Here is a 23182-nt window from a genome sequence, read left to right as displayed (position 1 = left end):
GTAACTCCACCACGTAAAGAAGCATCTGTTGCTGTTTAATACCTTAGATTATTCATACTTTTGCTAAGTCTCTGATTAACTCAGCCCTGCTGGGTCATTTTGTATAGCTTAGTCTAAACTCCAGTTATTATAAAGGAATAGATAATTCAATAAAAAATACTTACGTCAAATACAGTAAAGCTCAAAATAACATTGTTGTTTATGATATGTATACTCGTTTTATGCGCTGGGCAACTGATAGATTAAGTCACAATGGAATTTTAGCATTTATTACTAATTCATCTTTTATTGATGCTAGAACATTCGACGGACTATTATAAGGACTCGACAATTACCAAATTAGATATTTTCCACTACACCTACGCCGTCTTGCACAATCCCGCCTATCGCACCAAATACGAACTTAATCTGAAACGAGAATTTCCCCGCTTACCCTTCTATGATGACTTTCACCAATGGGTTAACTGGGGTAAACAGTTGATGGATTTGCACATCAATTATGAAACTGTCGAACCCTATCCTTTAAAACGAATTGATTTATCTCTCGCTACAAATAGGACACCAAAGGCAAAACTCAAAGCTGATGCAGCCAATGGAAGCATTATTTTAGATGATGTCACAACTTTAGAAGGTGTCCCCAAAATTGCTTGGGAATATCGCCTTGGCAACCGTTGTGCTTTAGAATGGATTTTAGATCAATACAAAGAAAAGAAACCTAAAGACCCTACAATTGCCGAAAAATTCAATACATATCGCTTTGCAGATTACAAAGAACAAGTGATAGATTTACTACAAAGAGTCTGCACCGTCAGCGTGGAAACAATGCAGATTATTCAACAGATTGAGGTATTGTAATCGATTCGTGATTTTTGGGGAACAGACTAATCACTACTAAAATGTTATATCAATTGCCGCTTCAGCAGGGCGATAGAGGTTAAAATTGCATAAATTTGAACTTGTCACAATTTAAAGGTGATACTGTACTACAACTTCATGAACTACTAAACTCTAGTTATAACAGTAGCTAGGAAGATGAATCATGCCAGTACTTAATATCCTTCATTTAGTTGGGTCTGCACACAACGATTTTTACTGTGATTTATCACGCCTTTACGCCCAAGACTGTTTGGCAGCAACAACAGATTCATCGCTTTATAACTTTCAGATTGCATACATTACACCCGATGGCATAAGTTTTTCCTTTGCGTGGAATGCGGTCTTTTGTAGGGGCGCACAATTAACTGTATTAACTGTGCGCCCCTCCTACCGGGTAAAGAACCGCTATCAAATCGCCTTTTTGTGATGCCTTGAATTGAGAAGCGCCTGTTACACCAAGCGTCTAATCAGGGTTATACCATCTCGGATCGGTAATAGAACTTGCTCTACACGAGGATCTGCGGCGACTATGCGGTTGAATTGAGCGATCGCCTCACCATTGGCAGTACGTTGTTCTGATGGTAAGTAAACTTGTCCCTGCAACAAAGTATTATCTACGCAGATTAACCCGTTGGCAGCCAGTAAGTGGCTATCCAAGATAATTTGGAAGTACTCTACGTACTCCTTTTTATCGGCATCAATGAAGATCAGATCAAACGATTCTTTTTTAGCCGCCAGCTTGTGCAGTGTCTCTAGTGCAGGTGCTACTTCTACAAAAATCTTGTCACCGTGGGGAGACTCCTGAAAGCAAGTTTGAGCAAATTCAGCCACATAGGAGTCTACCTCACAAGCAATGAGTCGTCCATCGGCTGGTAACGCCTCCGCCATTGCCAAAGCTGAATATCCTGTGAACATTCCCACTTCTAGGATGCACTTGGCCTTGGTCAAATGCACAAACATCTTTAATGTCTGTCCTTCAAGATGTCCTGAGAGCATTTCCTGCTCTAGTTGACGCACTGTTTCACCATCACTGAAGCGTTTACTCCAGTCTTCTTTGCTGGTCTTCTGCGCTAGTGCTGTCAATGCGGCCGATTCGGGGGTAGTGCAATCATCCAGGTAGGGATCTAAACCTGCTGCTAATTGCAACCCTTGCTGCAGAGAAGTCAATATCTCTAAAGGTATATTGCTTTCTTCTGCCATTCTGAGGGTTTTTTGTAACTGCGCTACCAGAATGCTGTGTGGGGTTATCGGTCTAGCGGTATCTCGTCCTAAAATACTGGTCATGTTTTCACACTCCCAATAGTTTGGATTCTTCTTGAGTTTCTATGTAAGCGTCAATCCCATCTCCGCCACGAGGATATGTAGCACACAGACGTTTGTGTTCAGCTAAAGCTGCATCTAATTCTTCACGGGTGAAATCGTTGACAAAGAAGCACTCACCAATGGGTTTTGGCATAGCTGCGCGTTGTTTGCCGTCTCGCGTTAAGCTAATAGATTGGGTAGCATACCAGAGCAAATCGCTATCTAGTAAAGGATGATCGATTGATAAACCCACACGACTCATCAAGCCCAAAATGCGATCGCGTTCTCCTGATGTAATGTAGCCACGTCTTGCAGCAATGGTTGCAGACAAAGCCATGTCTATATTGACTGCATGGCCGTGAAACAACGGTATCATCGGAGCTAACTCTAAGGTAGGACTCCAAGTGTGGCCGTAGGCAATGACGCGATCGAGGTCTAACTCATGCAAATTAGGAGTCTCCAACTCCAGCATAGTTTTAATTGCCTCGTAATTGAGTTTGTGAGCGATCGCTTTCAGTTCACTTGTGCCATTCACATATCCAAAGTGAGTATGCAGCAGTTCTTCACCATACTCATCCAGCATTTCAAAAACTTCAGAGTTCGCAACGACTGCAATTTTGACCAACTCTGCCATGCCATTACGAACTTGAGCCGTTGGTAATGTTTGCAAAAAGGAGAAATCAAGGATAACTTTCAAAGGAGCATGATACGCTCCCAAGCGATTTTTTAACTTGCGATGGTTGACTGCAACCTTAATCGCTACACCTGCATCAATCAAACCAATCAGTGTTGTAGGAACGCGAATGTAGTTACTCTTGCGGCGGTAAGAAGCACACGCAAACCCAGCTACATCAGTGATTAAACCACCACCCACTACTAACACTGGTTCTTTACGGATTAAGCCAAAGTCAGAAAAAGCGTCAACAATTTGTTCAAAGGTTGCAAGAGTTTTAGTAGGCTCGGTAATCACAATGGGAACTACAGTTAGATCAATGTCATAGTGTTTAAAATATGACTTGATTTGTTTGCCGTATAGCCTATTGACATTGGCATCAATCACAGTCAGACAGCGGCCAAACTTCTCATAACTGTCTGCAATTTCTCTGTTACTGATATCAAATGCGCCGTTTACATAGACAAGACTAAACTCAATTTTTTCGTAACCTTCCACGCGAAATTCAGCTTCCGTTGCTTGAAACGATGCTTGAACATTACTCATTATTGTTGACCTTGATAGAACTGAAAAATTTGTGAGAATTCAGGCGATATTTTCGATTTAACCTAGTGCATGGCAATAACAAATGATGCTCTTAGTCGCCGTAAATTAAAGGCACTCTAAAGCCCGCTTTCACTAGAAAAGCTCATTTATATTGATGGCTTGCGATGTTACTCCACAAGTCCATGTACTTAGATAAATTCTGTTTTAAACTAACATCTAATTTTAGATAGCCTCAAGACTAATCAACTAGTCCCATCCAAAAATCTTGGCATAACATTTGCGCTCTTTTGGGATTGTTGACCTAAATTCAGTAAGTTAACCTTAATTTAGATTAACTCCAGTATAAACTTGTAGGAAATGAACCTGAATGCAGATTAACTTCACGATGAACCTGCTATATCTATAGTTATGGATATAGAGTTACAACTGTTTTAATTCGCAAAATTTCTAACAGATAAAACTGGATCAATAGTTTATCTCCGGGCTTCCATTTAAGATTACAGCCCTGATTAACCTTCAGTTCGCTGTTTTTTAGCATTAGTCTCGAACCTTTTATCGCTAAACTTGCTACACTCTGTTTTACTCAGAATCGCAGTGGACTTCTAATTTGTTTTAGTTAACTTTCTGTTCAGTATTTAATATACCAACGTCAGTAACTTTTGAAAACCCAATATTTTAATTTATTAGAGTTATTAATTACACATATAAGTTTAACTCAATACATGAGCAATATTATCTTTACAAATCTTAAAAAAGAGTTAAGTTGGCTTTTTCGTTTAAATTTATGGGATTTCAGCCTAAATTAATAGATGACTTGTTGGGAAATAACATAAAATGTAATACATGTCTTCTGGCAAAAGTATTGTGTTTTTATGCAATATTTCCACATCAGAAGTACCCGTGACGGTACTATCCATCCTCCACAGACCTATCCGAAAATACAGAGTAGAAAAATATTTTCAGAAAACAAACCAGGAATACGCGATTCGGATTCGTTTTTCTGCTCCTTTGTTTGCCAATACTTAATTTTAAAAGGAGAATATCTTGGATGGCTCGAAATAAAAAGAAATCAGCCGGGTTCAAGTATGAGTATCCACTTGACTCTAGATGCCCTATTTGTTGTATTATCCCGCCCCACATGCTGGAAAATGTCGTTGTAAATGGCAACCCCCAGCAGCGTAGTTGGGCTTTTCATACTTTAAATGTTTCGGCACAGCTTCGTGGACGGAGAGATGTTGTAGGTAATGTCTCATTTGCACCTTCTCCGGGTGAAAAGCGGCGCACTATCTACGATGCAAAATATGGCCAGCAACTTCCTGGTACACTAGTGCGTGGTGAGGGAGATCCTCCCAGTAGTGATGCAGCAGTTAATGAAGCCTACGATGCTGCTGGTGCTACTTATGAATTGTTTTATGAGATATTTGATCGCAATTCCATTGACGACAAAGGACTACGTTTAGACTCCACCGTGCATTATGGCGTTAAATATGACAATGCCTTTTGGAACGGTGACCAAATGGTTTATGGTGATGGCGACGGAGAAATATTTCAATGCTTCACGAAGTCAATTGATGTTATTGGACATGAGCTAGTTCATGGTATAACCCAGCATGAAGCAGGTTTACAGTATTATGGTGAACCTGGGGCACTGAATGAATCGTTTTCTGATGTCTTCGGTTCCTTAGTGAAACAAAAGAGCAAAAATCAGACTGCACAAGAGGCAGATTGGCTCATTGGCGAAGGTCTTTTAGTAGCGACTGTCAAAGGTGTTGCCCTGCGATCGCTCAAAGCACCGGGAACAGCATACAATGACCCAGTATTGGGTAAAGATCCCCAACCAGGTCACATGAAAGATAAATATACTGGTGTTGAAGATAACGCTGGGGTTCATATCAACTCAGGAATTCCTAACCATGCCTTTTATCTAGCGGCTGTTGAGATTGGTGGCTATGCCTGGGAAACAGTTGGTAAAATATGGTACATAAGTTTACGCGATCGCTTGCGTGCTAAAGCAGATTTTAAAAAAGCTGCCAACGTCACCATTCAAGTTGCTGGCGAACTCTACGGTAATGACAGTCATGAGCAAAAAGCTGTGCAAAACGCTTGGCAAAAGGTAGGAGTTATTTAGAGTTAGGAGTTAGAAGTTAGGAGTTAATCAAATCACAGTTTCTAACTTCTAATAACACCTAAGTTTTATATCAAATCGTCCAAGTATGTATTGTTTAAGGCACAGAGCAAAGTATTAGAAATAGCCTGGATCAAGCCTTTCTCTAGGTATCTTAATTACGAATTACGAATTACGAATTACGAATTAGTACTAGATGTATTACTTGTTATTGCTAAACTACGAGTTGAAAACTATCATCTCCCAGCTTTTGTATTTGTCCCAACTAAGTAGCGCAACGGAGAGCAAAAAAATGCGGATATCCTTTGAACGCACGGGCGGCTTTGTTGGGATTACCAAGAAAACAACCGTTGATACAGACACTCTTTTGCCAAATGAAGCCAGCACACTTGTCCGACTGGTGGAAGTTGCTGATTTATTTAGGCTACCTGAACATATTACTTCGCCAAATCTTCAGAGCGATCGCTTTCAGTATAAGTTAACAGTAGAAGATAACGGCAAGCAGCATACGGTGACTGTTAGTGAGGCAGCATTGTCAGGAACCTTAAGACCCCTAATTGAATGGTTACAGAAAATAGCACAGAAAAGGTAATTTGCTAAAGAAGTTAAATAAGGGCTGATATAAATTATAAATTTATCAGAGTATTATGAATAAACCAATCAAGCGAGCTTTTTTAGACACAGAAGATGGACAAATTCTTTATCGGATTGGCGGTGAGGGAGAGCCTTTGTTATTACTGCATATGAACCCCCGTAGTAGTGGTATCGATTTCTGATTGACTTAGTATGTTACCAGGAGATATAACTGTTGCCAAATAACGATTCAAATTGGCTAGAAAATTATAGCGAGCGATTTCATCATGCTTTGCCTCTGGAAACACTGCATGTTTTTCCACTCTATTCCAAACAGGAGGTAGGTTGTTGTTACTCATAGGAATTTATTGTGAAGAATTTTGTGATTAGCGCTCTTTCAAGAAACAGAAATGTTTCTTTACATCCATCACGGACGATCGCCCGTAAACAGCTTCCATCACTACGATAAAATAAAAATCTCAAGCAACTTTTAAACTTCAGACAGCAATTGGTTTGGGAGCTTTATTTGATAACATTATAGATATAAACATATCTTTTGGCTAAAAGTTTTGTCTAGTAACGATTTGATTTTATCCTCTGGAGAGAGTGATTAATGAGGTGGAAAGCAGCTTCTGTGAGAGACTTTCTCATGTTACATTATAAAGAATATATGCTAGAGGCACGCGATCGCATCTTTTATCTTTTCTACACAGACAAACTCAAAGTTGCCGTTGCTCCAAAAGACTTTCAAGGCATAGAGTCAATATCCGACGCTGTAGAATATCTTCTCACTGGCCAGAATTGTGGCAAAGTGGTAGTGAGGTTTTAAGTAACACGGTATTAGTTTATATTCTAGTCGGGGGTAAGAATGACACAAGATTCAGAAAATACTTTAAAAGTTGCTCGGCAGGCATTTGATAATCTGACGCATGGGATGGCAACAGGAGAGTGGGAACCGTTGTTAGATATGCTCACAGAAGATTTTACCCTTTGGTTTCCTATGGCAAAATTCCACGGGTTGAATGTGGGGAAAGAACGAGCTAGAGAATTTTTCGAGTACGTTTCTCAATCATTCAGTCCTGGGTTGAAACTGGCTGGTCTAGACCGTGTTACGAGCAATGAAACGACAGCTGTTTTTGAGTTTCGGGATGAGGGGCTTTTATTCGGACAGCCTTACAAAAATCGGGTAGCAGTTTCTTTTGATGTGCGTGGAGACAAAATTTGCGGCTATAGGGAATACTTTGGCAGCGATGGGAAATCCTATTAAATAATTCGTAATTACGAATTACGAATTACGAATTACGAATTATTTGATACACTCTCCTTAGTTATTCTGAGGGTTGAGTTCGTTGATTTCTCTGCATTTAGCCTCTGCGGCTCGATATGCTGCCAAGTATTCTTGACCACCCAACATCACATCACCGTAATATTCATAAGGTGGATCACCATAGATTGGTAATGGATTATCTTCTGGATAATCTTCTTTCGATTCTTCAATGATGGCTTTCAGTTTTTTAACGGTCAGCCTTTGTGCTGCAAAATACCAGAGTTCTCGGGGATTTTTGTTTAGATGCGGTAATGTGGGATCGATAATGCGGACATCGGAGGCCTCGCCGATTTCAATCCAACTGTGTTCAATCGGTCTGTATGGTTTCCCTGCAAAAGCTAAAAATCCCTGAATATATCTTGCTCCCTCAATGGATAATGCTGCTTTGTAAGCATTATCAAACGGAGTGCTAGCTCTGCTGTTTATACTTTCAGCAATTTTGATTGACAGCGTTTCATCCAATAGTTTGTTCATTAATAGCAAGGATTAGAGCAGCCATGAAAATATACTATCATTGCTACTTACCGTCTTGCTTGAGGAGACTTTGATTTTATGTTTATCTATAAAATCACGGGTTTTTCGGGGGATCAAGTTTTATCCGAGTCATCTTTGGACGACAAGGACTTCCACAACAAATCTGGCCAGAAGGCATATTAGTAAAAACAGTACTACGAGCGCCAAAATGGGGCTTTAGAGTTCCCCCTTTTTATTAGGTAGGGCTGTTTCATTCCCGAAAGAGCTTTAAAAATCAAGGGTTCTAGCAATTAAAAATTGGTTATTTTGTTACCAGCGTGCCGATAAAATGAACTATTTTACTGATCTTTAAGTGCTTAAATGTTCATCTCATCGTCACCCTCACTTACCATTTTTCCCACTAATTATCTTGACAAATCCTGTTTGAAATGGAATGAAACAGCCCTGCTTTTTATTAGGAGGGATCATGTTTTCAGGCTTGAGTGGGTAAGTCCTACTTAAATTCCAATACAGTTCAGTTAAGCATTTTTTCCTTCTCTCTGTGTTCTCTGCGCCTCTGTGGTAGCCTGCGGCAAGCCCTCCGGGTGACGCTCGTACCTCTCTACGAGACGCTCGCGGACTCGCTAACGCTGCGCTAACAGCAGTCGCTCATGGGGGAAACCCCCAGACGCTCGTGGACTCGCTAACGCTGCGCTATGCGCGGCATCGTCTCCCCTTGGGAGAAGACCGCGCTGCTTCACCGCTTTGCGTCTACGTTAAAAAATTTGATTTCACAAAGGGTTTTAGCCTTAACCCAAGCGTATTGACTTAAATTCAACAACGCCGCCGATAGCTTTTGGCGGCAGTTATTTCAAGCTATAAATACGGTAGAAATGATACTTACTTAAACCAGTATTCATTAATACAAAATATATTTAGTAAAGTTTTCAGCCAAGCGCGGAACTTTCTGTACGAGCGCTTATTTACCCCCGCAACGCACTCAAATCACGGGTTTGTGGGGGGATCAAGTTTTATCCGAACCGTTTTGGGACGACAGGGGCTTCCCCAACAAACTTGCCCAGAAGGCATATTAGTAAAAACACTACTACGAGCGCCAATCACAGCATTAGCGCCGATTTGCACTCCCGGTCCAACGAAACAATCTGCTGCTACCCATGCACCATTCTCAATGGTGATACTCGCTGTTTTCAACCCAAATGCAGGGTCTTGGATATCATGACTACCAGTACACAGGTAACTTTTTTGCGAGATTACGCAGTGTTCACCGATGTGGATCTGATCGAGGCTATATAAAACTACGTTATCTCCAATCCAACTGTGGTTGCCGATGGTAACTTTCCAAGGGTAGGTAAAGCGGGCGGTGGGCCTAATTAATACGCCTTCGCCGATACGAGCGCCAAATAATTGTAGCAAAGCACAACGCAGAATATTTAACGGTTGAGGAGTCAGGGGAAAGGCGATCGCTTGTACAAGCCACCATAACAAAATATACCAAGCTGGACGCCCCCGATCAAACCAAGATTGGTCATATTTGCGTAAATCTACGAAAGGGTCATTAGTCATTAGTCATTAGTCATTGGTCATTAGTTATTAGTTAGGAGTCAATGGTCAATAGCTTTCCCTCTGCTCCCCTGTTCCCCTGCTCCCCATCTCCTTCCTTCGGGGTAGTTGCAGTATTTAAGTGACCACCACAGTTGCGTAATTCGTAGAGTTTAACGCCAATTTGATATTCATATTGACTCAGCAAGCGTGCATAAATATATCCGGCTTTGCCATCCAAAAAACCGCGTTGAATAATATAAAATAAAACAAACCGTAAAATGGGTTTAAATGGCAGGTGTACCCACACTTTTTTCAAAAAGCGCTTTCGTTGGACTGCATCACCAAATAGATTCGCGCCGATAGTGCCGCTATCATCTTTACCTGTGAGAATATTAAAATAAACGCTGGCTTCCCAGTTTGAATAGCGGTTGTGTCGTTCTAACCAGTGATAAAGATCGCGGAAGTCCTCGTGGAGCATATCATTTTTCAGATACCCAACTTTGCCCTGCAAAATCACATGTTCGTGAACTTCGTTATCACCAGTATTAGGAATATCTTCTGTATTTAGATTTTCGTACCGACCTTTTTTATGTTGAAATAAACGTAGATTCCAATCAGGATATTTACCACCATAACGAATCCATTTTCCTAAGAAAAATACGCGGCGGTTGAGATAATAACCTGTATATTCACTGTTTTGAATTGCTTGGCTAATTTCTTCCCAAAGTTCGGGAGGGATGCGCTCATCGCAATCTACAATTAGCACCCATTCGTTACGAAAAGGTAGATTATCTAAAGACCAATTTTTCTTTTTGGGCCAGCGTCCATTGAAGTTGAATTGTACGACATTTACACCGTGACTTTTAGCAATTTCAATGCTGTTATCAGTACTTTGAGAATCTACTACAAATATTTCATCTGCTCTGTTGAGGCTAGCAAGGCAAGCAGGCAAGTTTGCTTGTTCGTTTTTTGCCGGAATTAATACAGAAACTGGTATTTTAGATGACATATATTTGGGAGTTAGGAGGAGAGACGCGATTAATCGCGTCTGTACAGGAGTTAGGAGGAGAGACGCGATTAATCGCGTCTGTACAGGAGTTAGGAGTTAAAATGGACTTGAATATGATTGCGGATTGTATACCCAAGAGAAAAGCATTCTGAATTCTGAATTCTGAATTCAGAATTCTTCTTTATTTCTTATTTGATGTGGATAAAAGACCTTGAATAGCAGCATTTAAGTAACCAATCTGACCATAAGCATATACAAGTTTGTCAAACCGTTCTGCTGGATCAGAAAAATATTGCAATGCCTTATACAAGCCGCGCACAAACCGTTCGCCACCTCGCTGCAATTGAGCGATTCCAGCTTTACCAGCGAGTTGTTCTCGATAGCATTCACTGATACCTTGCCACCAGCCCCGATTTAAAAACCAGGAGCGTTGGAGGCGTTCTGGAGCAACATTGTGAGCAACCAGCGCTTCGGGAAGATAAGCAACTTGCCAATTACGCTGTAGGGCAAATTCGGTCATTTGCAGTTCTTCATTTGATAATAGATTTTTCCCCACTCGACCGAGATGAGGATCAAAACCGCCAATTTCTTCTAGGAAACTGCGGCGGATGGAGTAATTTAAGCCTCTGGGTGTTAAGCCAGGTTGCTCGATGTAGATGATACTGTCACCCAAATCGTATGCACCCAGATTTGCAGCTAGCCCTGAAGATAGCCACCGTGGTTGCTCGATTCCTTGGGGCCAGATGAGAGTGACTTTGCCACCTGCGATCGCTAGTTTAGAATTATTGTAATAGGCAAAATATAAAACTTGTAGCCAGCCCTTGCTCGCAACAGCATCGTCATCTAGATAAGCAAGAATATCACCACTAGCTACTTTTGCACCCGTGTTGCGGGCGACAGATAAACCAATGGTGGGTTCAAATACATACTTCAGGCGCGGATTGTGGGCCCTTTGTTCTACAACCTCACGGGTGCGATCGCTAGATCCATTATCAACTACCACAATTTCAAAGTCAGCAGCAAAATCCTGCGCTAAAATACTATCAATTGCAGCCCCTAAATAGGTATCTCGATTGTGGGTACAGATAATGGCAGAGATTTGGGTGTTTGGCATAGATTTTATTTTGGATTTGAGATTTGGGACTTTCCTGCGGAACGCTACGCGTAGCTTGCTTCCCCGGAGGGGTACGGCTTGGCTCAGTCCTTCTCTACGAGAGGCTGCGCCAACGACTTCTCTACGAGACGCTACGCGAACGCTCAGGAACCATCGAACGATTTTAGATAAAAATCTTAAATCCAACGCACACTGCTGAGAGTTAATCTAAACTAAAAATTACCAACCCACCAACCGAGTTTCTTCGGAAATAATCTTTAAAACTTTACGTTTGTTGAATATGACTGTGTAAAACTACAAGTGTTTGGGCCAGTTGACTCAGACGGGTTTCCAAAGATTGCTTGCGCCCTAACAGTTGACGTAACTTTTGGTAACGTGCGATCGCCATGCTAACATTGGGAACCTGATCTGCTGGACATGGACGCGACCAGACTTTACCAGTATCGTCTATACCACAGAGGCGGTAGCCAGTAATAGATGATTCATAAGATACTTTCCCACCAGTGGCGCAAATTTCTTCTACGTAGTTCATCAGGCGGTCAACTTCTGCATGGCGTAATGTTGCAGTTCCTCCTGATTCTGGTTCCTTGGGATTGGATTCTAACCAGCCATTGACAATTGGCCCTTCTAAGTAAATATCCTGAATTTGCTTCAAAATATTTTGCAGTTCTATTTGCCAACCTGCGACAGTTTCCTGAATTTCTTGCAATAGATTCATCGCCAATGCTGGATTTGCTCCGTGGCGATGGCTACTAAAGGTCTGAGTTTTCAACTTGGGTAAGCTGGGTGTTTTGCTACCATCCTCTTGTGCTTGAAAGGTCTGAACAGAGTCATGGTGAGGAAAGAAATTTTGTTCAGAAGGATAATCACTCTCAGTATCTCCGCCCAAGTCAACTGTTTGTTCTTCCTGAGAGGATGGATTTTGTGTACTTTCTGTGGGTTCGTTGGCTCCGACACTGATTCTAAAGGAAAAAGGCCGTTTTGTCGTCGAATCACCAGCTTCGGCGGCAGAGGCAGTGCCGCGATTCCCTAAATCATGTAGAGTTGCTTCTATGCGTTTTAAGCCTGCGTTCATAAAGACATCCTAAAGTTTGCTGTCCCTAATGGTGTTGAATAATTAAGAATGGGGTTGTTGGGATTTTCGGCTTTTGCCAATTGTGACATCAATCTAATTCGTAATTCATAATTCGTAATTCGTAATTAAAAAGGGGTTTTACCCGATTAATGACGGTAGTCCCGTTTGCGATGGGGTTTCATCACGACTGGAAACAGAATTATAAATTTTGAATGATGCTGGTGCTAATTTTATCCCTTAAAAGTTATTTGAAACTAAAAATTTTGCCGATAAAGTAAAAAACTGCGGTGATAAATTGCAACCGTAGGCATATTGTTAAAATATTAGGAAACAACTTTGGGTAAAATCATCTTAGTAACAGGGCCAGCACGATCTGGTAAAAGTGAATGGGCGGAAACTCTGGCCATGCAGTCAGGAAAAGCAGTTGTTTACGTAGCAACAGCCACCGATAACCCAGATGACCAAGAATGGCATCAACGCATTTTAGAACACCAACAACGTCGCCCCCAAGACTGGGTAACTCTATCTGTACCTGTGGAACTGTCTGCTACCCTCGCCGATGCCAAACCCTATACCTGTCTTTTAGTTGATTCTTTAGGAACTTGGGTTGCTAATCTCTTAGAAGAGGAAGAATCTAGCTGGGAAAGCATCGTTGCAGAGTTATTAGAGACAGTGGATCTGGTTGCTGCTGATATGGTGTTTGTAGCAGAAGAGGTAGGTTGGGGTGTGATACCAGCTTATCCCCTTGGGAGGGCGTTCCGCGATCGCCTGGGTTCTTTAGTGCGCCAGCTAGGTGTACTCAGCAATACTGTTTATTTAGTTACTGGTGGTCATGTTCTCAATCTCAGTATGCTTGGTTACCCATTGCCAAATAGAGGGGATTCTGGAACATTCAGGAGTCAAGATTCTTAACTATTGATTCAAATTAATCCAAAATCTAAAATCTAAAATCTAAAATTGTAATATGGCAACCAAACAAGAAGTTAGAGGATACCTTGCCTACTGGTTTCAGTTGGGTAAGAAAGTGATTATGAGCAACGGTAAGGCAAGCTTTTTGCCCCAAGACGCTCGCGGACTCGCTAACGCTCCGCTATCGGTGCTAAATGGCGATCGCTATAGTGAAGAATTTGAAGAGTGCTGGCAAAAAATTCTCTCACCGGAATCGGGTGATTGTTACCTAGAGGGTACACATGAAACCATTGCTGAACTGTTGACACCAGCCTGGGAAATGCTACCTTGCAGCCGTTGCAGTATGCCAGTAGCCGCGCGAAACGTCGGGATGCCGGCGTTGTTATGCCCCTGCAATGATTTACCTAACTGGCCTAATACCGAATTACCAGCACCGCGAGAGCCAATTAAGACTCAAGATCAACTCAAAACAATTCGCGATCGCTTGTAGACAATATTGCATAAACAACTTCTTTATTTTCAAGACTTACGCAAAAAGGCAGTGAAAGCCTTGATTTACCGTAAGGGCAATTCATGTAGACGCAAAGCGGTGAGGGGGTCGCAGTCTTGGCGGTTCCCGTCGTTAGCGCAGCGTTAGCGACAAAGGAGCGTCTTGCGAACCCCCGAACCCGGAGGGCTTCCCGCAGGGTATTGCCCCTACATTTCGTACTTGATGCGTAAGTCCTAATTTCTTTGCGTCCTTATATGGTTTAACGCGTCTTAGATACTTCCAGTGAAAAAACATCCCATTGTATGCTAGCACAGCTGTGCTAGCATAATTTTTAGTTACAGTAGGTTCGTTGTGGCAGAGTAGGATCTAACACAAAGGGATTATCATTACCTTGGGAAGTTTTAGCGATCGCATTACTACGTGCTAGCTCACCAGCATCAATTGGATCGTCTGCTTGCCACTTACAAAGAGTATCCTTTTGTACTTCAAAGAAGTTTGCATTTGCTAGTTCTGGGTAGACTGTGCGGAAATAGAAAATTATCCGAGCTATATCCCCTTTTTTTGCCTCCCGTGGTTCAAAAAATCCCCGTTTAAATTCACTGTACTTGTCAATATCCTGTGGACTCGGTTTGAAACTCAATTCTTCATCATCGAGATACCAAGATGTAGTTTGATTATCAGGAATATCTCCAAATGGAAAGTTGGCGCGATCGCTGTTAACTTCTATCCGTGAAGCAAAGAGGTTATGCAAATCGCTTTTTGCTGGGCCTTCAGCTCCCATGCTCTGCGGCCAGACGTGTTCTGCATTGATTCTGTGTTGTGCAGCTTCCTCTCTGGGTTTATTTGAATTTTGGTTGATCGGAACACTGTAACCAGCGTAGATGTCTGTTACTATACCGCCTTGGTTATCTATTTTGGTGTAGAGCAGATCGCGGGCGCTACCATATCCAAGGCTAGCACGAGGAGAGTAAAGGCTATCCAGTTTTTTCAGTAAATCGTCTCCTGTAATACCAGCAACAATCGTGCTTGGTGTAACTGCTGGTTCAGAACTGCTAACTGGGGCTGATGGAATAGGAGTAGACTCACCAAGAGATAATAGAGTAAATCGAGCAATCACAGGGTCGTGATCGCTGGCTGACCTAGAAATACCTGCGTTAACATGAACAGCATTTATTTCAGGATTTCCATTGTTAAGCAAGTTTGGGGTAATCAGGATCTGATCAATTTGTTCTTTACTCCCTTGGAAGACATAAGAAAAGCGGTCTGCCGGTGGAATTTTGTTTACCAAATTTTCTAGCTTATTTCCTTCAAGAACTTTTATCGGCTGAGAGTCTGGAGTATCATTCAGATCGCCAAGAACAACGATATTTGCATTTGGGTCAGTAGTTAAGCGATCTACAACAAATTCATTAACAATTGTTGCCTGCTTTATCCGTTTTGGGTTGGAAGCCGCTCCCCCGCTTTTAGAAGCAAAGTGGTTGTTTATCAGGGTGATGGGAATATTGTTGAAAGTAAATTCACCCACTAAAGGTTTACGACTTTCTAAAAAAGCCGGGTCATTCGCAAAGCGTTCAAGTTTCTGTAGCTTAACTCGTTGAGGATTGAACAAAAAGCCTACTCGGATGTTGCCACCTGGTTGGCCTCCATCCAGTCCATTCTGAGGAGGAATTTCTTGATACTCATAGGCTGGGCCTCCCGCAGATTCGATAGAACTGATCAGAGTCTCAGCAGTCAGACTAGCATCAACTACTGAACTCAATTCAGCTCCATCATTGTCTTGTATTTCTTGCAAAGCAATAATGTCTGGTGCTTCAAGATTAGTAACAATCTGGTTTGCCAAAGCTGTAAACTTACCGCTTTTCACATCATCATCGACGTTTCTGGTCGTATTTTTATCAACCTTAGAGACATTTTCCTTTTTAGGATCAAGGTTTTCGACATTGAAAGTGGCAACTGTTAATTGCGTAAGACTTCCTACCAAAGATGTAACTTCTACACTATGAGCGATTCCTGAAGGAAGGCAGAATGCAAGAAAAACAATCAAACATAGTGTCTGCAAGATTTTTCGGATAGAACTCATGAACATTGTCCTTAATTGCAAATAGAGACTAAATTCAGTTGGAGCATTATCCCAAAGATATGAGAAACAAAGAAATTGAAAGGATGTTTTAAAAGTTATTTTATCGGTAGCAAAACATTCTAGATACCCCTAAATACCGGGATAACTTTGGGGGTTTGATTCCGGTTTCCACTTTCAAAAGGGGGGATAGGCGGGGTAAATAAGTACCTAAAATTACAGTTAATCACTTTTAAAACAAACTCTGAATTTTTCTCAAGCCATTTGGCTATGAAAAACAATCTATTTGTTTAACTCAAAGTTAAGTATTGAGTGCCAGGTTGTTTTTGGATTAAGAGATGTACTTAGATTTCCAAAAAGAGGTCATAGCAATAATACAGCAGTTATTTGCTATTTATCAACTTGTTATTAAGTTACTTTCCAGTACTAGATTGCAACGGCAGCATACTAGGTATTGTGCAAAGAGGATGAAAGCTGAAAGTGGGGCGTCACAAAGTGGGCGATAAGGCGAAGAGGAACCCCATGCTCAAAAAGAGAGGGGGCCCACCTACCCCTTTCATAGATAATTGCCAACTATAATAAATTTCGGCTATCTTAAAAACTCCAGTTTTTAAAATAGACATGGTTTTTTAGAGGATGTCTGAGAAGTATCAAATATTTGTTGATCCCCCCTTAAAAAAGCAGGGTGGATTAATCGTCGAGAGAGAAAATATAACATTGACACAAATTTAGCGTAGGCGTAGCCCGCACTTCGACAAGCTCAGTGACCATCGTAGACATCGCTTTGAGTCTTGGAAACTAAACCAAAGGAGAAATGCTGATTTTGTCGTTGGTTCTTAACCAAAGGTTGTGAGCAAGGGTAATTTAGATGCGTTTGCCCTGCTTATGTTCTCCACTCCCCACTGGGGTTATTATACCTCACTCAACAGAGAACTTCTATATCTAAATATCACATAAAATATTATAAATTTTGTAAACAGTTTCTCTGACTGTGTTTGTGAAGCATATAATGTGTAGCTTCCCATACTATAAACTGGGAGATAACTTATTATTAGGTGGGATATTACGTCGGCGCAACTTAGTAGATGTAGCCAATTTCCAGACTGAATAATTGTTGTCACTGTAAACAATATCTGTCTTTAATTTATACTTTTTTTCGATTGTTTCGCGCCAAGTGTCTGAAGGATTGAGTAAAAATACATCAGCAAACCCATCAGGAATATTGGGAATTTTTTGGTTGTTCACCAACAAAAATCGCACTTTTGGTTCTAAAAGATAGCTTAGAGAAAAAACATTCCCATAATTATTGCCCAAAGCATCACTAACCAAAAGTGGACTACTCGTCTGATTGATGATTTGGGCAACTTGTGGATTGCTATAGCTCATACCCTTATTCCACCAAGTTTCTGCCTGGGAACTCACCTTACAAGAAATCAGTCCACAAATAATCACTAATGCCATGATTATCTGCCAAATGCTCCGGCGTGACACGCTTCCATTATATATTTGCGTAGCTAGTAAGTAAGCAACAGTCACTTGGATTCCTAAATAAGATGGGATGAAATATGGTTCGGTAGATAATATGCCACCAGCACTTGAGAGTATTAAGGGTAGTGCTGGTACTACAATCAATGTAATGAGAAAAAACCAGACTTTATAGTTAGTTGTTAGACAAATAAAACAAATTGAATATCCTATCAAAATTAATAAAATTGGTGTAATTAAAGAGTTTACAGGATTATCTTTGGTAAGGTTTATATCAAAAAAAATCCGGCTTAACTGCATCAGCAAAAATGTAATTATAGGCATCGAAGATGACTGCATTGTTGTTTTATCTGCTGAAATCAAAAATTTAAAAAAGTCACCTATCACAATTGTTATCCAAGGCATGAAAGCTAAACAACCTACGAGTGATGCTAACAGATAAGTTTTCACAGTTTTAGTCAACTTAAATTTGGCAGTGATAATTACATAAATTCCGTGAGCAACTATTACAAATCCACTCCAAAGAAAAGTATAAAGACTGATGGCTAAAGTTACTGCATAAATGCTCCAGATAGCGAATAAATCTGGCTGCTGTCGTTCTTCTGCTGCTTTATCTTGTGATTCCAGCCGCATTGCTCGCAGCAGAGACGCACTGGATAGTAATATGGTCACTAACCAGAGAATATATTCTTGTGCTTCTTGAGCATAAACTAGTTGAATTGGAGAAATTGCCATGAGTGCGATCGCTACACCAGGAACCGATAATGGCACATTAAATAATTCTCGGCATAGCCAATAAACACAAGGAAAAACCAGCAAACTGATGCAGGCAGATAAACTTCTAATCGCCGTCACCGAATTACCAAAGATTTCCATCCACAATCTCGCTATTATGTAATAAAGCGGTGGATGGTAAGGATCTTCTTTTGCCAAATTCATGATTGTGTCATTTAAGCTTTTTTGTTGATTTGCACCTTGAAACTGGGCAAAGCTTTCTCCAGTAATGACACGATTATTAAAAATTTGTTCTTTTACTTCAGTTATTCTGTAACCAGAAAGCCGCAATGAAGTATAAGTTTCATCATGCCAGTAAACTTTGCCGTCAAGGTTAAAAAAGCGAAACAATATACCCATCGCCAATAAGAAAATAATTAAAAATCGCAACCAACTCGGAGCAAATTTGAGATGGCGCATAAGTGGGTTTCCTAAAAATTTTTCTCAAATCATCTAATTAAGCGTACTAGATAAGTGTCGCAGCTACCCCCGTCCTAGACATCGCCAAGACTTCAAGCGGAGCCTATTTGTTAAACATCGCCAACCGTACTTTTATTTGATTAGAAAGATTGGCAATCAACACCTCTTCTTTATTAATTACGAAAAGAATTGGACAAGGTTGTATCAAATCCCGCAAAACTGGACTTGGTTTTAAAACCGAGATGTCAACATAATTCGTAATTGATAATTTGTAATTCGTAGTTGCAATTCTTTTAGGGCTTGAACCCTCCACTGTCTTGTTGACCACCCTTCAGCAGAGATTATGGTGGGGGCTTGTACCCTCTTTAATTACGAATTACGAATTACGAATTAGTAATTATTTGGTCAATGGAGTGTAAAATACACTAAGTGTAGCCGCATCTGTGGTAAGGTGACTCCACAGCTACCGTGCATTGAGCGATCGCTTTGCGGGTTAGAGTTCTCAATTCTCCTACCCTGTGAAAAGGGCATTGCCTAACGGCGAACGAAGGATTGTTCCTTGCCTCCAATCCAAGACAGGGTGTAGAACGGGCAATACCTGCGGCGGGCTACGCCTACACCACTCAGTGTTGTTAACTGATCAGCATTTGAGGTAGCAGTTTAAAGTAGCTGTATCAGCAGATTGATAATACTCCCTTGGCAAGAAGATAAACCTTGCTTTTAAGCTATCGGAGCCTAAAATCGCACAGATGCAACAGCAGAATTTCTTGCGTTCGATTCCAAAAGGGTTCTTGAGAGTGCCACTCCGTGTAGCTCTTGTAGTACCTTTCGTCCTGCAAATTTCTAGTGCTGTAGGCTTAACAGCATTCTTATCTTTAAAAAATGGTCAGAAAGCTGTTAATGATGTTGCTACTCAGCTGCGGAATGAAATTACAACTCGGATTCATCAACATGTCACCGCTTACATAGAAATACCCCAACTGGTAACTCAGATTAACGCCAATTCTGTCCATATTGGTGAGTTAAGTTTAAAAGATGCAAAAATTTTAGAACACCATTTATGGCATCAAATGCAGTTGTTCAAACCCTTAAAGCCGATCGCTTTTGCAAGTACACAAGGAGATATTCATTCGGTTGATCGCCTTAACGATGGTTCACTAGTCATCCGAAGAAAAGATCAATCAACGGGTAATAATTACTATACTTACACCACTGATAATCAAGGTAATCTTGTTAAGCTACTTCAAGTTAAGCAAACCTTTGATCCTCGCACTCGCCCCTGGTACACAAATGCTGTGAAAGCAGGTAAAACGACTTGCACAGAAATTTATTCATATTTCTCTTCATCAGGGCTAGCGTTCAGTGCAACCAAACCTCTTTATGACCAGACAGGTAGCTTGCTTGGAGTGACGAATGCAACGTTATCTCTCTCGCAACTGAGTGAGTTCTTGCACAATTTAAAGATTGGTCGCTCAGGAAAGACATTTATTGTCGAGCATTCTGGAGATTTGGTAGCAACTTCAACGGCGGAGCAACCTTTTATCCTGAGTGATGAGGGAGGGAAAAAGACGTACAAACGGCTCAGAGCGATCGCTAGTAGCGATCGGATCACTCGTCTAACAACACAGTATTTGCAGTCACAATTTGGTAATTTTAGAAACATTTCTTCTAGCCAACAGCTAGAATTTGAAATTGATCACAAGCGGCAATTTGTACAGTTAATGCCCTTTGCAGCCGACTGTGGGCTAAATTGGGTGATTATCGTGGTGGTTCCAGAAGCCGACTTTATGGAGCATATCGAAGCTAACACCCGAACCACTATTTTGCTGTGTTTAGGAGCGTTGATATTCGCTACAGCCATAGGAGTGGTTACTTCTCATTGGATTACTCAACCAATTCTCTGCTTGAGCGTTGCCTCTAAGGAAATCGCTAATGGAAAGTTAGACCAAACCGTTACAGTAGAGGGTATCAACGAACTAAGAGTTCTTGCTCAGGCTCATAATCAAATGGCTACTCAATTACAAGAGTCATTTGCTGGACTCTTAGAGGCTAACAGGCAATTAGAAGCTGAAATTAACGAGCGTAAGCAGGTAGAAGAACAGTTACGATATAATGCTTTTCACGATGCACTGACAGGTCTACCAAACCGAGCTTTCTTTATGGAGCGCTTAAAACACACACTCCAGCGAGGCAAGCGACAGAAGAATTATTTATTTGCTGTTCTATTTCTCGACCTGGATCGGTTTAAGGTGATCAATGACAGTCTCGGACATCTAAAAGGAGACCAATTTCTAATTGCTATTGCAAATAGATTAGGAGTATGCATACGCTCCACAGATATAGCCGCACGGCTTGGGGGAGACGAATTTACCATCCTGCTTGACGAAATCAAGAATGTGTCAGAAGCCATCAAAGTAGCTGAACGAATTCAACAAGAACTGACATTACCCCTTGAGCTTGACGGGCAAGAAGTATTTACAACGGCAAGTATTGGCATTGCCCTGAGTTCGACAGTAGACTATGACCAACCAGAAAACTTGCTAAGGGACGCTGATACGGCTATGTACAGAGCCAAGGCGCTGGGCAAAGCACGCTATGAACTATTCAACCAAGAAATGTATACTAACGCTCTGGTCAGATTGCAGTTAGAGAACGATCTACGGCGAGCAATCGAACGCCAGGAGTTTCAGCTTTATTACCAACCGATTGTTTCCCTTGCTAATGGCAGACTTATAGGCTTTGAGGCTCTGCTGCGCTGGCAGCATCCAGAGCGTGGTTTGATTTCTCCAACAGATTTTATCCCCCTAGTAGAAGAAACCGGAATGATTGTCGAGGTTGGCTACTGGGCATTACATGAGGCGTGCCGCCAGATGCAAAGCTGGCAGGTGAGCCATCGGACAAACTCATTAGAGAAAATCAGCGTCAATCTTTCAGTCAAGCAATTTTCTCAACCGGATTTAATTGAGCAGATTGGGGAAATTTTGGACTCGACTGGTCTTGATGCTGGCAGTCTCATGCTAGAAATTACTGAAAGTGCAATTATGGAGAATGGCGATGAGGCAAATGCTGCACTCTCAGAACTTCGGAAGATGGGCATTAAGTTATCAATTGATGATTTCGGTACAGGCTACTCTTCATTAAGCCGTCTCCATAGCTTTCCGATTAGTGTGTTGAAAATTGACCATTCCTTTGTCAGGCCGATAGATGCTAATGGCAAGAATTTAGAAATTATTGAGATAATTATCACACTGGCACACAAATTAGGTATGTATGTGACCGCCGAAGGAGTAGAGACAAAAGAGCAGCTAGCATTTCTGAGAAAGTTGAACTGTGAATGTGGACAAGGATATTTTTTCTCACCTCCATTGGATAACACGGCAGCACTGGCATTAATCGTGACAAATCCTCAGTGGTAAGGGTTTATTGAAAGGATTTGGATAACGCCATCTGGCAAACTCTGCAACATTAGATATAGTTAAAAAATCAATAGTCTTAAACTGCCGATCAATAGCTGGAAGGCTGCATATTTTAGCTCCAATATTTAAGTATGCCTGCAAAATTTTAGGAATCTCAATATTACTTGAATCTGGACAATTTTGAGGCATTTTTAGACAAAATTGTGAATTTGGATCAACCAAAATACTTGGATGCATCAAACCATTCTGCCGAAAATAATCATAAGCGCAAGTAGCTTGCCAAGGACATTGTGTTAATAACGATGCACAGCCAAAGAAATATTGGTTTTTACTCCAGATGAGATAATTTGCCAATCCTTCCCAAAGTAGTAAAAGTGCCTGACTATTGCGATATTCTTTAGCTATACATGTACGCCCAACTTCAACTGATGCCTGAAGCACAGAATTGGGAATCGCATTAAGATTAAATATATCGGCAGCATCAAAGCCTAGTCTTTGAGATGCCATTGTATAAGTTTGCATCCGATAAGTTCCAATGGTTTTCTCCGTTTTTTTGGAGATTAGGATTAAATGATGGCAAACCGCATCAAACTTATCTATATCCATCTGGGTAAAGTTAGAAGCAGAAAATCCCAAGCCTAGTTCAAGATTAAAAACTTCAAAGCGCAACCGAAAAATTGATTCTAATTCTTCTTTGGTTGACGCCAGCCGTAGGGCATATTTTTCAGTTTGAAGGACGGGGAAATCTTCGAGAGTGAGAGGAGGATTCAGTGGGTAATTGATGTTGCGTCCAGAAACTTCCATCTATCTTCCTACTTAGATTTGCGAAAATATTTTACTAGGATTTAGGCACTATACAAATAGCTCACATTATGCATTAATGTGTCGAAGTGTGATTGAGACGGTTTTTGATAAAAGAACTTCTAGAGAGCTTTTTTACTCTCTTGGATTAGAGGTAGAGTGCTTTTATTATGG

General features: G+C 41.1%; 18 protein-coding genes and 4 pseudogenes. 11 read left to right on the top strand and 11 right to left on the bottom strand.

Features of this window, described 5'->3' with window-relative positions:
• Positions 1-291 precede the first annotated feature (291 nt).
• On the top strand, positions 292-855 hold the full coding sequence (locus LC653_RS01840; protein ID WP_229492314.1) for a type ISP restriction/modification enzyme: 564 nt from the start codon (positions 292-294) through the stop codon (positions 853-855).
• A 184-nt stretch (positions 856-1039) separates the two neighbouring features.
• Positions 1040-1186 (top strand): annotated as a pseudogene (locus LC653_RS01835) (D-alanine--D-alanine ligase family protein); the annotation flags it as partial.
• Between the two features lie 140 nt (positions 1187-1326).
• On the opposite strand, the gene LC653_RS01830 reads toward LC653_RS01835, so the two are convergent.
• Complete coding sequence (locus LC653_RS01830; protein ID WP_229492313.1) at positions 1327-2160, bottom strand: O-methyltransferase; 834 nt, start codon at positions 2158-2160, stop codon at positions 1327-1329.
• Between the two features lie 4 nt (positions 2161-2164).
• On the bottom strand, positions 2165-3397 hold the full coding sequence (locus LC653_RS01825) for a sedoheptulose 7-phosphate cyclase (protein ID WP_229492312.1): 1233 nt from the start codon (positions 3395-3397) through the stop codon (positions 2165-2167).
• Between the two features lie 1048 nt (positions 3398-4445).
• On the opposite strand from LC653_RS01825, the gene LC653_RS01820 reads away from it, so the two are divergent.
• The 5 genes and pseudogenes from LC653_RS01820 (at position 4446) to LC653_RS01800 (ending at position 7362) form a co-directional block, all read left to right on the top strand.
• Positions 4446-5525, top strand: coding sequence for a M4 family metallopeptidase (locus LC653_RS01820; RefSeq protein ID WP_229492311.1), 1080 nt, complete (start codon positions 4446-4448; stop codon positions 5523-5525).
• Positions 5526-5814: 289 nt separating this feature from the next.
• On the top strand, positions 5815-6114 hold the full coding sequence (locus tag LC653_RS01815) for a protealysin inhibitor emfourin (RefSeq protein WP_229492310.1): 300 nt from the start codon (positions 5815-5817) through the stop codon (positions 6112-6114).
• 55 nt (positions 6115-6169) lie between these two features.
• Positions 6170-6283, top strand: a pseudogene (locus LC653_RS01810) (alpha/beta fold hydrolase); the annotation flags it as partial.
• A 431-nt stretch (positions 6284-6714) separates the two neighbouring features.
• A pseudogene (locus LC653_RS01805) lies at positions 6715-6924 on the top strand (alcohol dehydrogenase); the annotation flags it as partial.
• A gap of 39 nt (positions 6925-6963) precedes the next feature.
• On the top strand, positions 6964-7362 hold the full coding sequence (locus LC653_RS01800) for a nuclear transport factor 2 family protein (protein WP_229492309.1): 399 nt from the start codon (positions 6964-6966) through the stop codon (positions 7360-7362).
• A gap of 57 nt (positions 7363-7419) precedes the next feature.
• Here the strand turns inward: LC653_RS01800 and LC653_RS01795 are convergent, their stop codons facing one another.
• The 4 genes and pseudogenes from LC653_RS01795 to LC653_RS01785 form a co-directional block, all read right to left on the bottom strand.
• On the bottom strand, positions 7420-7896 hold the full coding sequence (locus tag LC653_RS01795; RefSeq protein ID WP_229492308.1) for a hypothetical protein: 477 nt from the start codon (positions 7894-7896) through the stop codon (positions 7420-7422).
• A gap of 94 nt (positions 7897-7990) precedes the next feature.
• Positions 7991-8101 (bottom strand): annotated as a pseudogene (locus LC653_RS47170) (colanic acid biosynthesis acetyltransferase WcaF); the annotation flags it as partial.
• 779 nt (positions 8102-8880) lie between these two features.
• Positions 8881-9459, bottom strand: a complete 579-nt coding sequence (gene hpsU, locus LC653_RS01790) for a hormogonium polysaccharide biosynthesis acetyltransferase HpsU (protein WP_229492307.1) — start codon at positions 9457-9459, stop codon at positions 8881-8883.
• Between the two features lie 31 nt (positions 9460-9490).
• On the bottom strand, positions 9491-10447 hold the full coding sequence (locus tag LC653_RS01785; RefSeq protein ID WP_229492306.1) for a glycosyltransferase family 2 protein: 957 nt from the start codon (positions 10445-10447) through the stop codon (positions 9491-9493).
• Here LC653_RS01785 and LC653_RS01780 point away from each other — a divergent pair.
• Positions 10441-10599 carry a hypothetical protein gene (locus LC653_RS01780; protein WP_229492305.1) on the top strand — a complete coding sequence of 53 codons (159 nt, stop codon included), beginning with the start codon at positions 10441-10443 and terminating at the stop codon, positions 10597-10599. The genes LC653_RS01785 and LC653_RS01780 overlap by 7 nt on opposite strands.
• Before the next feature lie 29 nt (positions 10600-10628).
• On the opposite strand, the gene LC653_RS01775 is transcribed toward LC653_RS01780, so the two are convergent.
• Both LC653_RS01775 and LC653_RS01770 read right to left on the bottom strand, forming a co-directional pair.
• Positions 10629-11561, bottom strand: a complete 933-nt coding sequence (locus LC653_RS01775; RefSeq protein ID WP_229492304.1) for a glycosyltransferase family 2 protein — start codon at positions 11559-11561, stop codon at positions 10629-10631.
• A 265-nt stretch (positions 11562-11826) separates the two neighbouring features.
• Positions 11827-12636, bottom strand: coding sequence for a hypothetical protein (locus LC653_RS01770; protein ID WP_229492303.1), 810 nt, complete (start codon positions 12634-12636; stop codon positions 11827-11829).
• 336 nt (positions 12637-12972) lie between these two features.
• Here LC653_RS01770 and cobU point away from each other — a divergent pair, with 336 nt between their 5' ends.
• Together cobU and LC653_RS01760 are read left to right on the top strand one after the other, a co-directional pair.
• Complete coding sequence (gene cobU / locus LC653_RS01765; RefSeq protein WP_229492302.1) at positions 12973-13548, top strand: bifunctional adenosylcobinamide kinase/adenosylcobinamide-phosphate guanylyltransferase; 576 nt, start codon at positions 12973-12975, stop codon at positions 13546-13548.
• A 52-nt stretch (positions 13549-13600) separates the two neighbouring features.
• Positions 13601-14035, top strand: a complete 435-nt coding sequence (locus LC653_RS01760; RefSeq protein ID WP_229492301.1) for a hypothetical protein — start codon at positions 13601-13603, stop codon at positions 14033-14035.
• A gap of 331 nt (positions 14036-14366) precedes the next feature.
• Here the strand turns inward: LC653_RS01760 and LC653_RS01755 are convergent, their stop codons facing one another.
• Positions 14367-16115, bottom strand: a complete 1749-nt coding sequence (locus LC653_RS01755) for an endonuclease (protein ID WP_229492300.1) — start codon at positions 16113-16115, stop codon at positions 14367-14369.
• A 1023-nt stretch (positions 16116-17138) separates the two neighbouring features.
• Complete coding sequence (locus tag LC653_RS01750) at positions 17139-18791, bottom strand: glycosyltransferase family 39 protein (RefSeq protein WP_229492299.1); 1653 nt, start codon at positions 18789-18791, stop codon at positions 17139-17141.
• Between the two features lie 749 nt (positions 18792-19540).
• Between LC653_RS01750 and LC653_RS01745 the strand changes: the two genes are divergently transcribed.
• On the top strand, positions 19541-22207 hold the full coding sequence (locus LC653_RS01745) for a bifunctional diguanylate cyclase/phosphodiesterase (RefSeq protein ID WP_229492298.1): 2667 nt from the start codon (positions 19541-19543) through the stop codon (positions 22205-22207).
• On the opposite strand, the gene LC653_RS01740 is transcribed toward LC653_RS01745, so the two are convergent.
• Positions 22181-23011 carry a GNAT family N-acetyltransferase gene (locus LC653_RS01740; RefSeq protein ID WP_229492297.1) on the bottom strand — a complete coding sequence of 277 codons (831 nt, stop codon included), beginning with the start codon at positions 23009-23011 and terminating at the stop codon, positions 22181-22183. The genes LC653_RS01745 and LC653_RS01740 overlap by 27 nt on opposite strands.
• Positions 23012-23182 lie beyond the last annotated feature (171 nt).

The organism is Nostoc mirabile CHAB5784, from assembly GCF_020829645.1.
Lineage (GTDB): Bacteria > Cyanobacteriota > Cyanobacteriia > Cyanobacteriales > Nostocaceae > Nostoc > Nostoc mirabile.
This window is presented reverse-complemented; position numbering and strand designations above follow the sequence as displayed.

Excerpts from the sequence above, each read along its gene's own strand:
- LC653_RS01840 (WP_229492314.1), top strand. The coding sequence starts at position 292 with ATGCTAGAACATTCGACGGACTATTATAAGGACTCGACAATTACCAAA.
- LC653_RS01830 (WP_229492313.1), bottom strand. The coding sequence starts at position 2,160 with ATGACCAGTATTTTAGGACGAGATACCGCTAGACCGATAACCCCACAC.
- LC653_RS01825 (WP_229492312.1), bottom strand. The coding sequence starts at position 3,397 with ATGAGTAATGTTCAAGCATCGTTTCAAGCAACGGAAGCTGAATTTCGC.
- LC653_RS01820 (WP_229492311.1), top strand. The coding sequence starts at position 4,446 with ATGGCTCGAAATAAAAAGAAATCAGCCGGGTTCAAGTATGAGTATCCA.
- LC653_RS01815 (WP_229492310.1), top strand. The coding sequence starts at position 5,815 with ATGCGGATATCCTTTGAACGCACGGGCGGCTTTGTTGGGATTACCAAG.
- LC653_RS01800 (WP_229492309.1), top strand. The coding sequence starts at position 6,964 with ATGACACAAGATTCAGAAAATACTTTAAAAGTTGCTCGGCAGGCATTT.
- LC653_RS01795 (WP_229492308.1), bottom strand. The coding sequence starts at position 7,896 with ATGAACAAACTATTGGATGAAACGCTGTCAATCAAAATTGCTGAAAGT.
- hpsU (WP_229492307.1), bottom strand. The coding sequence starts at position 9,459 with ATGACTAATGACCCTTTCGTAGATTTACGCAAATATGACCAATCTTGG.
- LC653_RS01780 (WP_229492305.1), top strand. The coding sequence starts at position 10,441 with ATGACATATATTTGGGAGTTAGGAGGAGAGACGCGATTAATCGCGTCT.
- LC653_RS01785 (WP_229492306.1), bottom strand. The coding sequence starts at position 10,447 with ATGTCATCTAAAATACCAGTTTCTGTATTAATTCCGGCAAAAAACGAA.
- LC653_RS01775 (WP_229492304.1), bottom strand. The coding sequence starts at position 11,561 with ATGCCAAACACCCAAATCTCTGCCATTATCTGTACCCACAATCGAGAT.
- LC653_RS01770 (WP_229492303.1), bottom strand. The coding sequence starts at position 12,636 with ATGAACGCAGGCTTAAAACGCATAGAAGCAACTCTACATGATTTAGGG.
- LC653_RS01760 (WP_229492301.1), top strand. The coding sequence starts at position 13,601 with ATGGCAACCAAACAAGAAGTTAGAGGATACCTTGCCTACTGGTTTCAG.
- LC653_RS01755 (WP_229492300.1), bottom strand. The coding sequence starts at position 16,115 with ATGAGTTCTATCCGAAAAATCTTGCAGACACTATGTTTGATTGTTTTT.
- LC653_RS01750 (WP_229492299.1), bottom strand. The coding sequence starts at position 18,791 with ATGCGCCATCTCAAATTTGCTCCGAGTTGGTTGCGATTTTTAATTATT.
- LC653_RS01745 (WP_229492298.1), top strand. The coding sequence starts at position 19,541 with ATGCAACAGCAGAATTTCTTGCGTTCGATTCCAAAAGGGTTCTTGAGA.
- LC653_RS01740 (WP_229492297.1), bottom strand. The coding sequence starts at position 23,011 with ATGGAAGTTTCTGGACGCAACATCAATTACCCACTGAATCCTCCTCTC.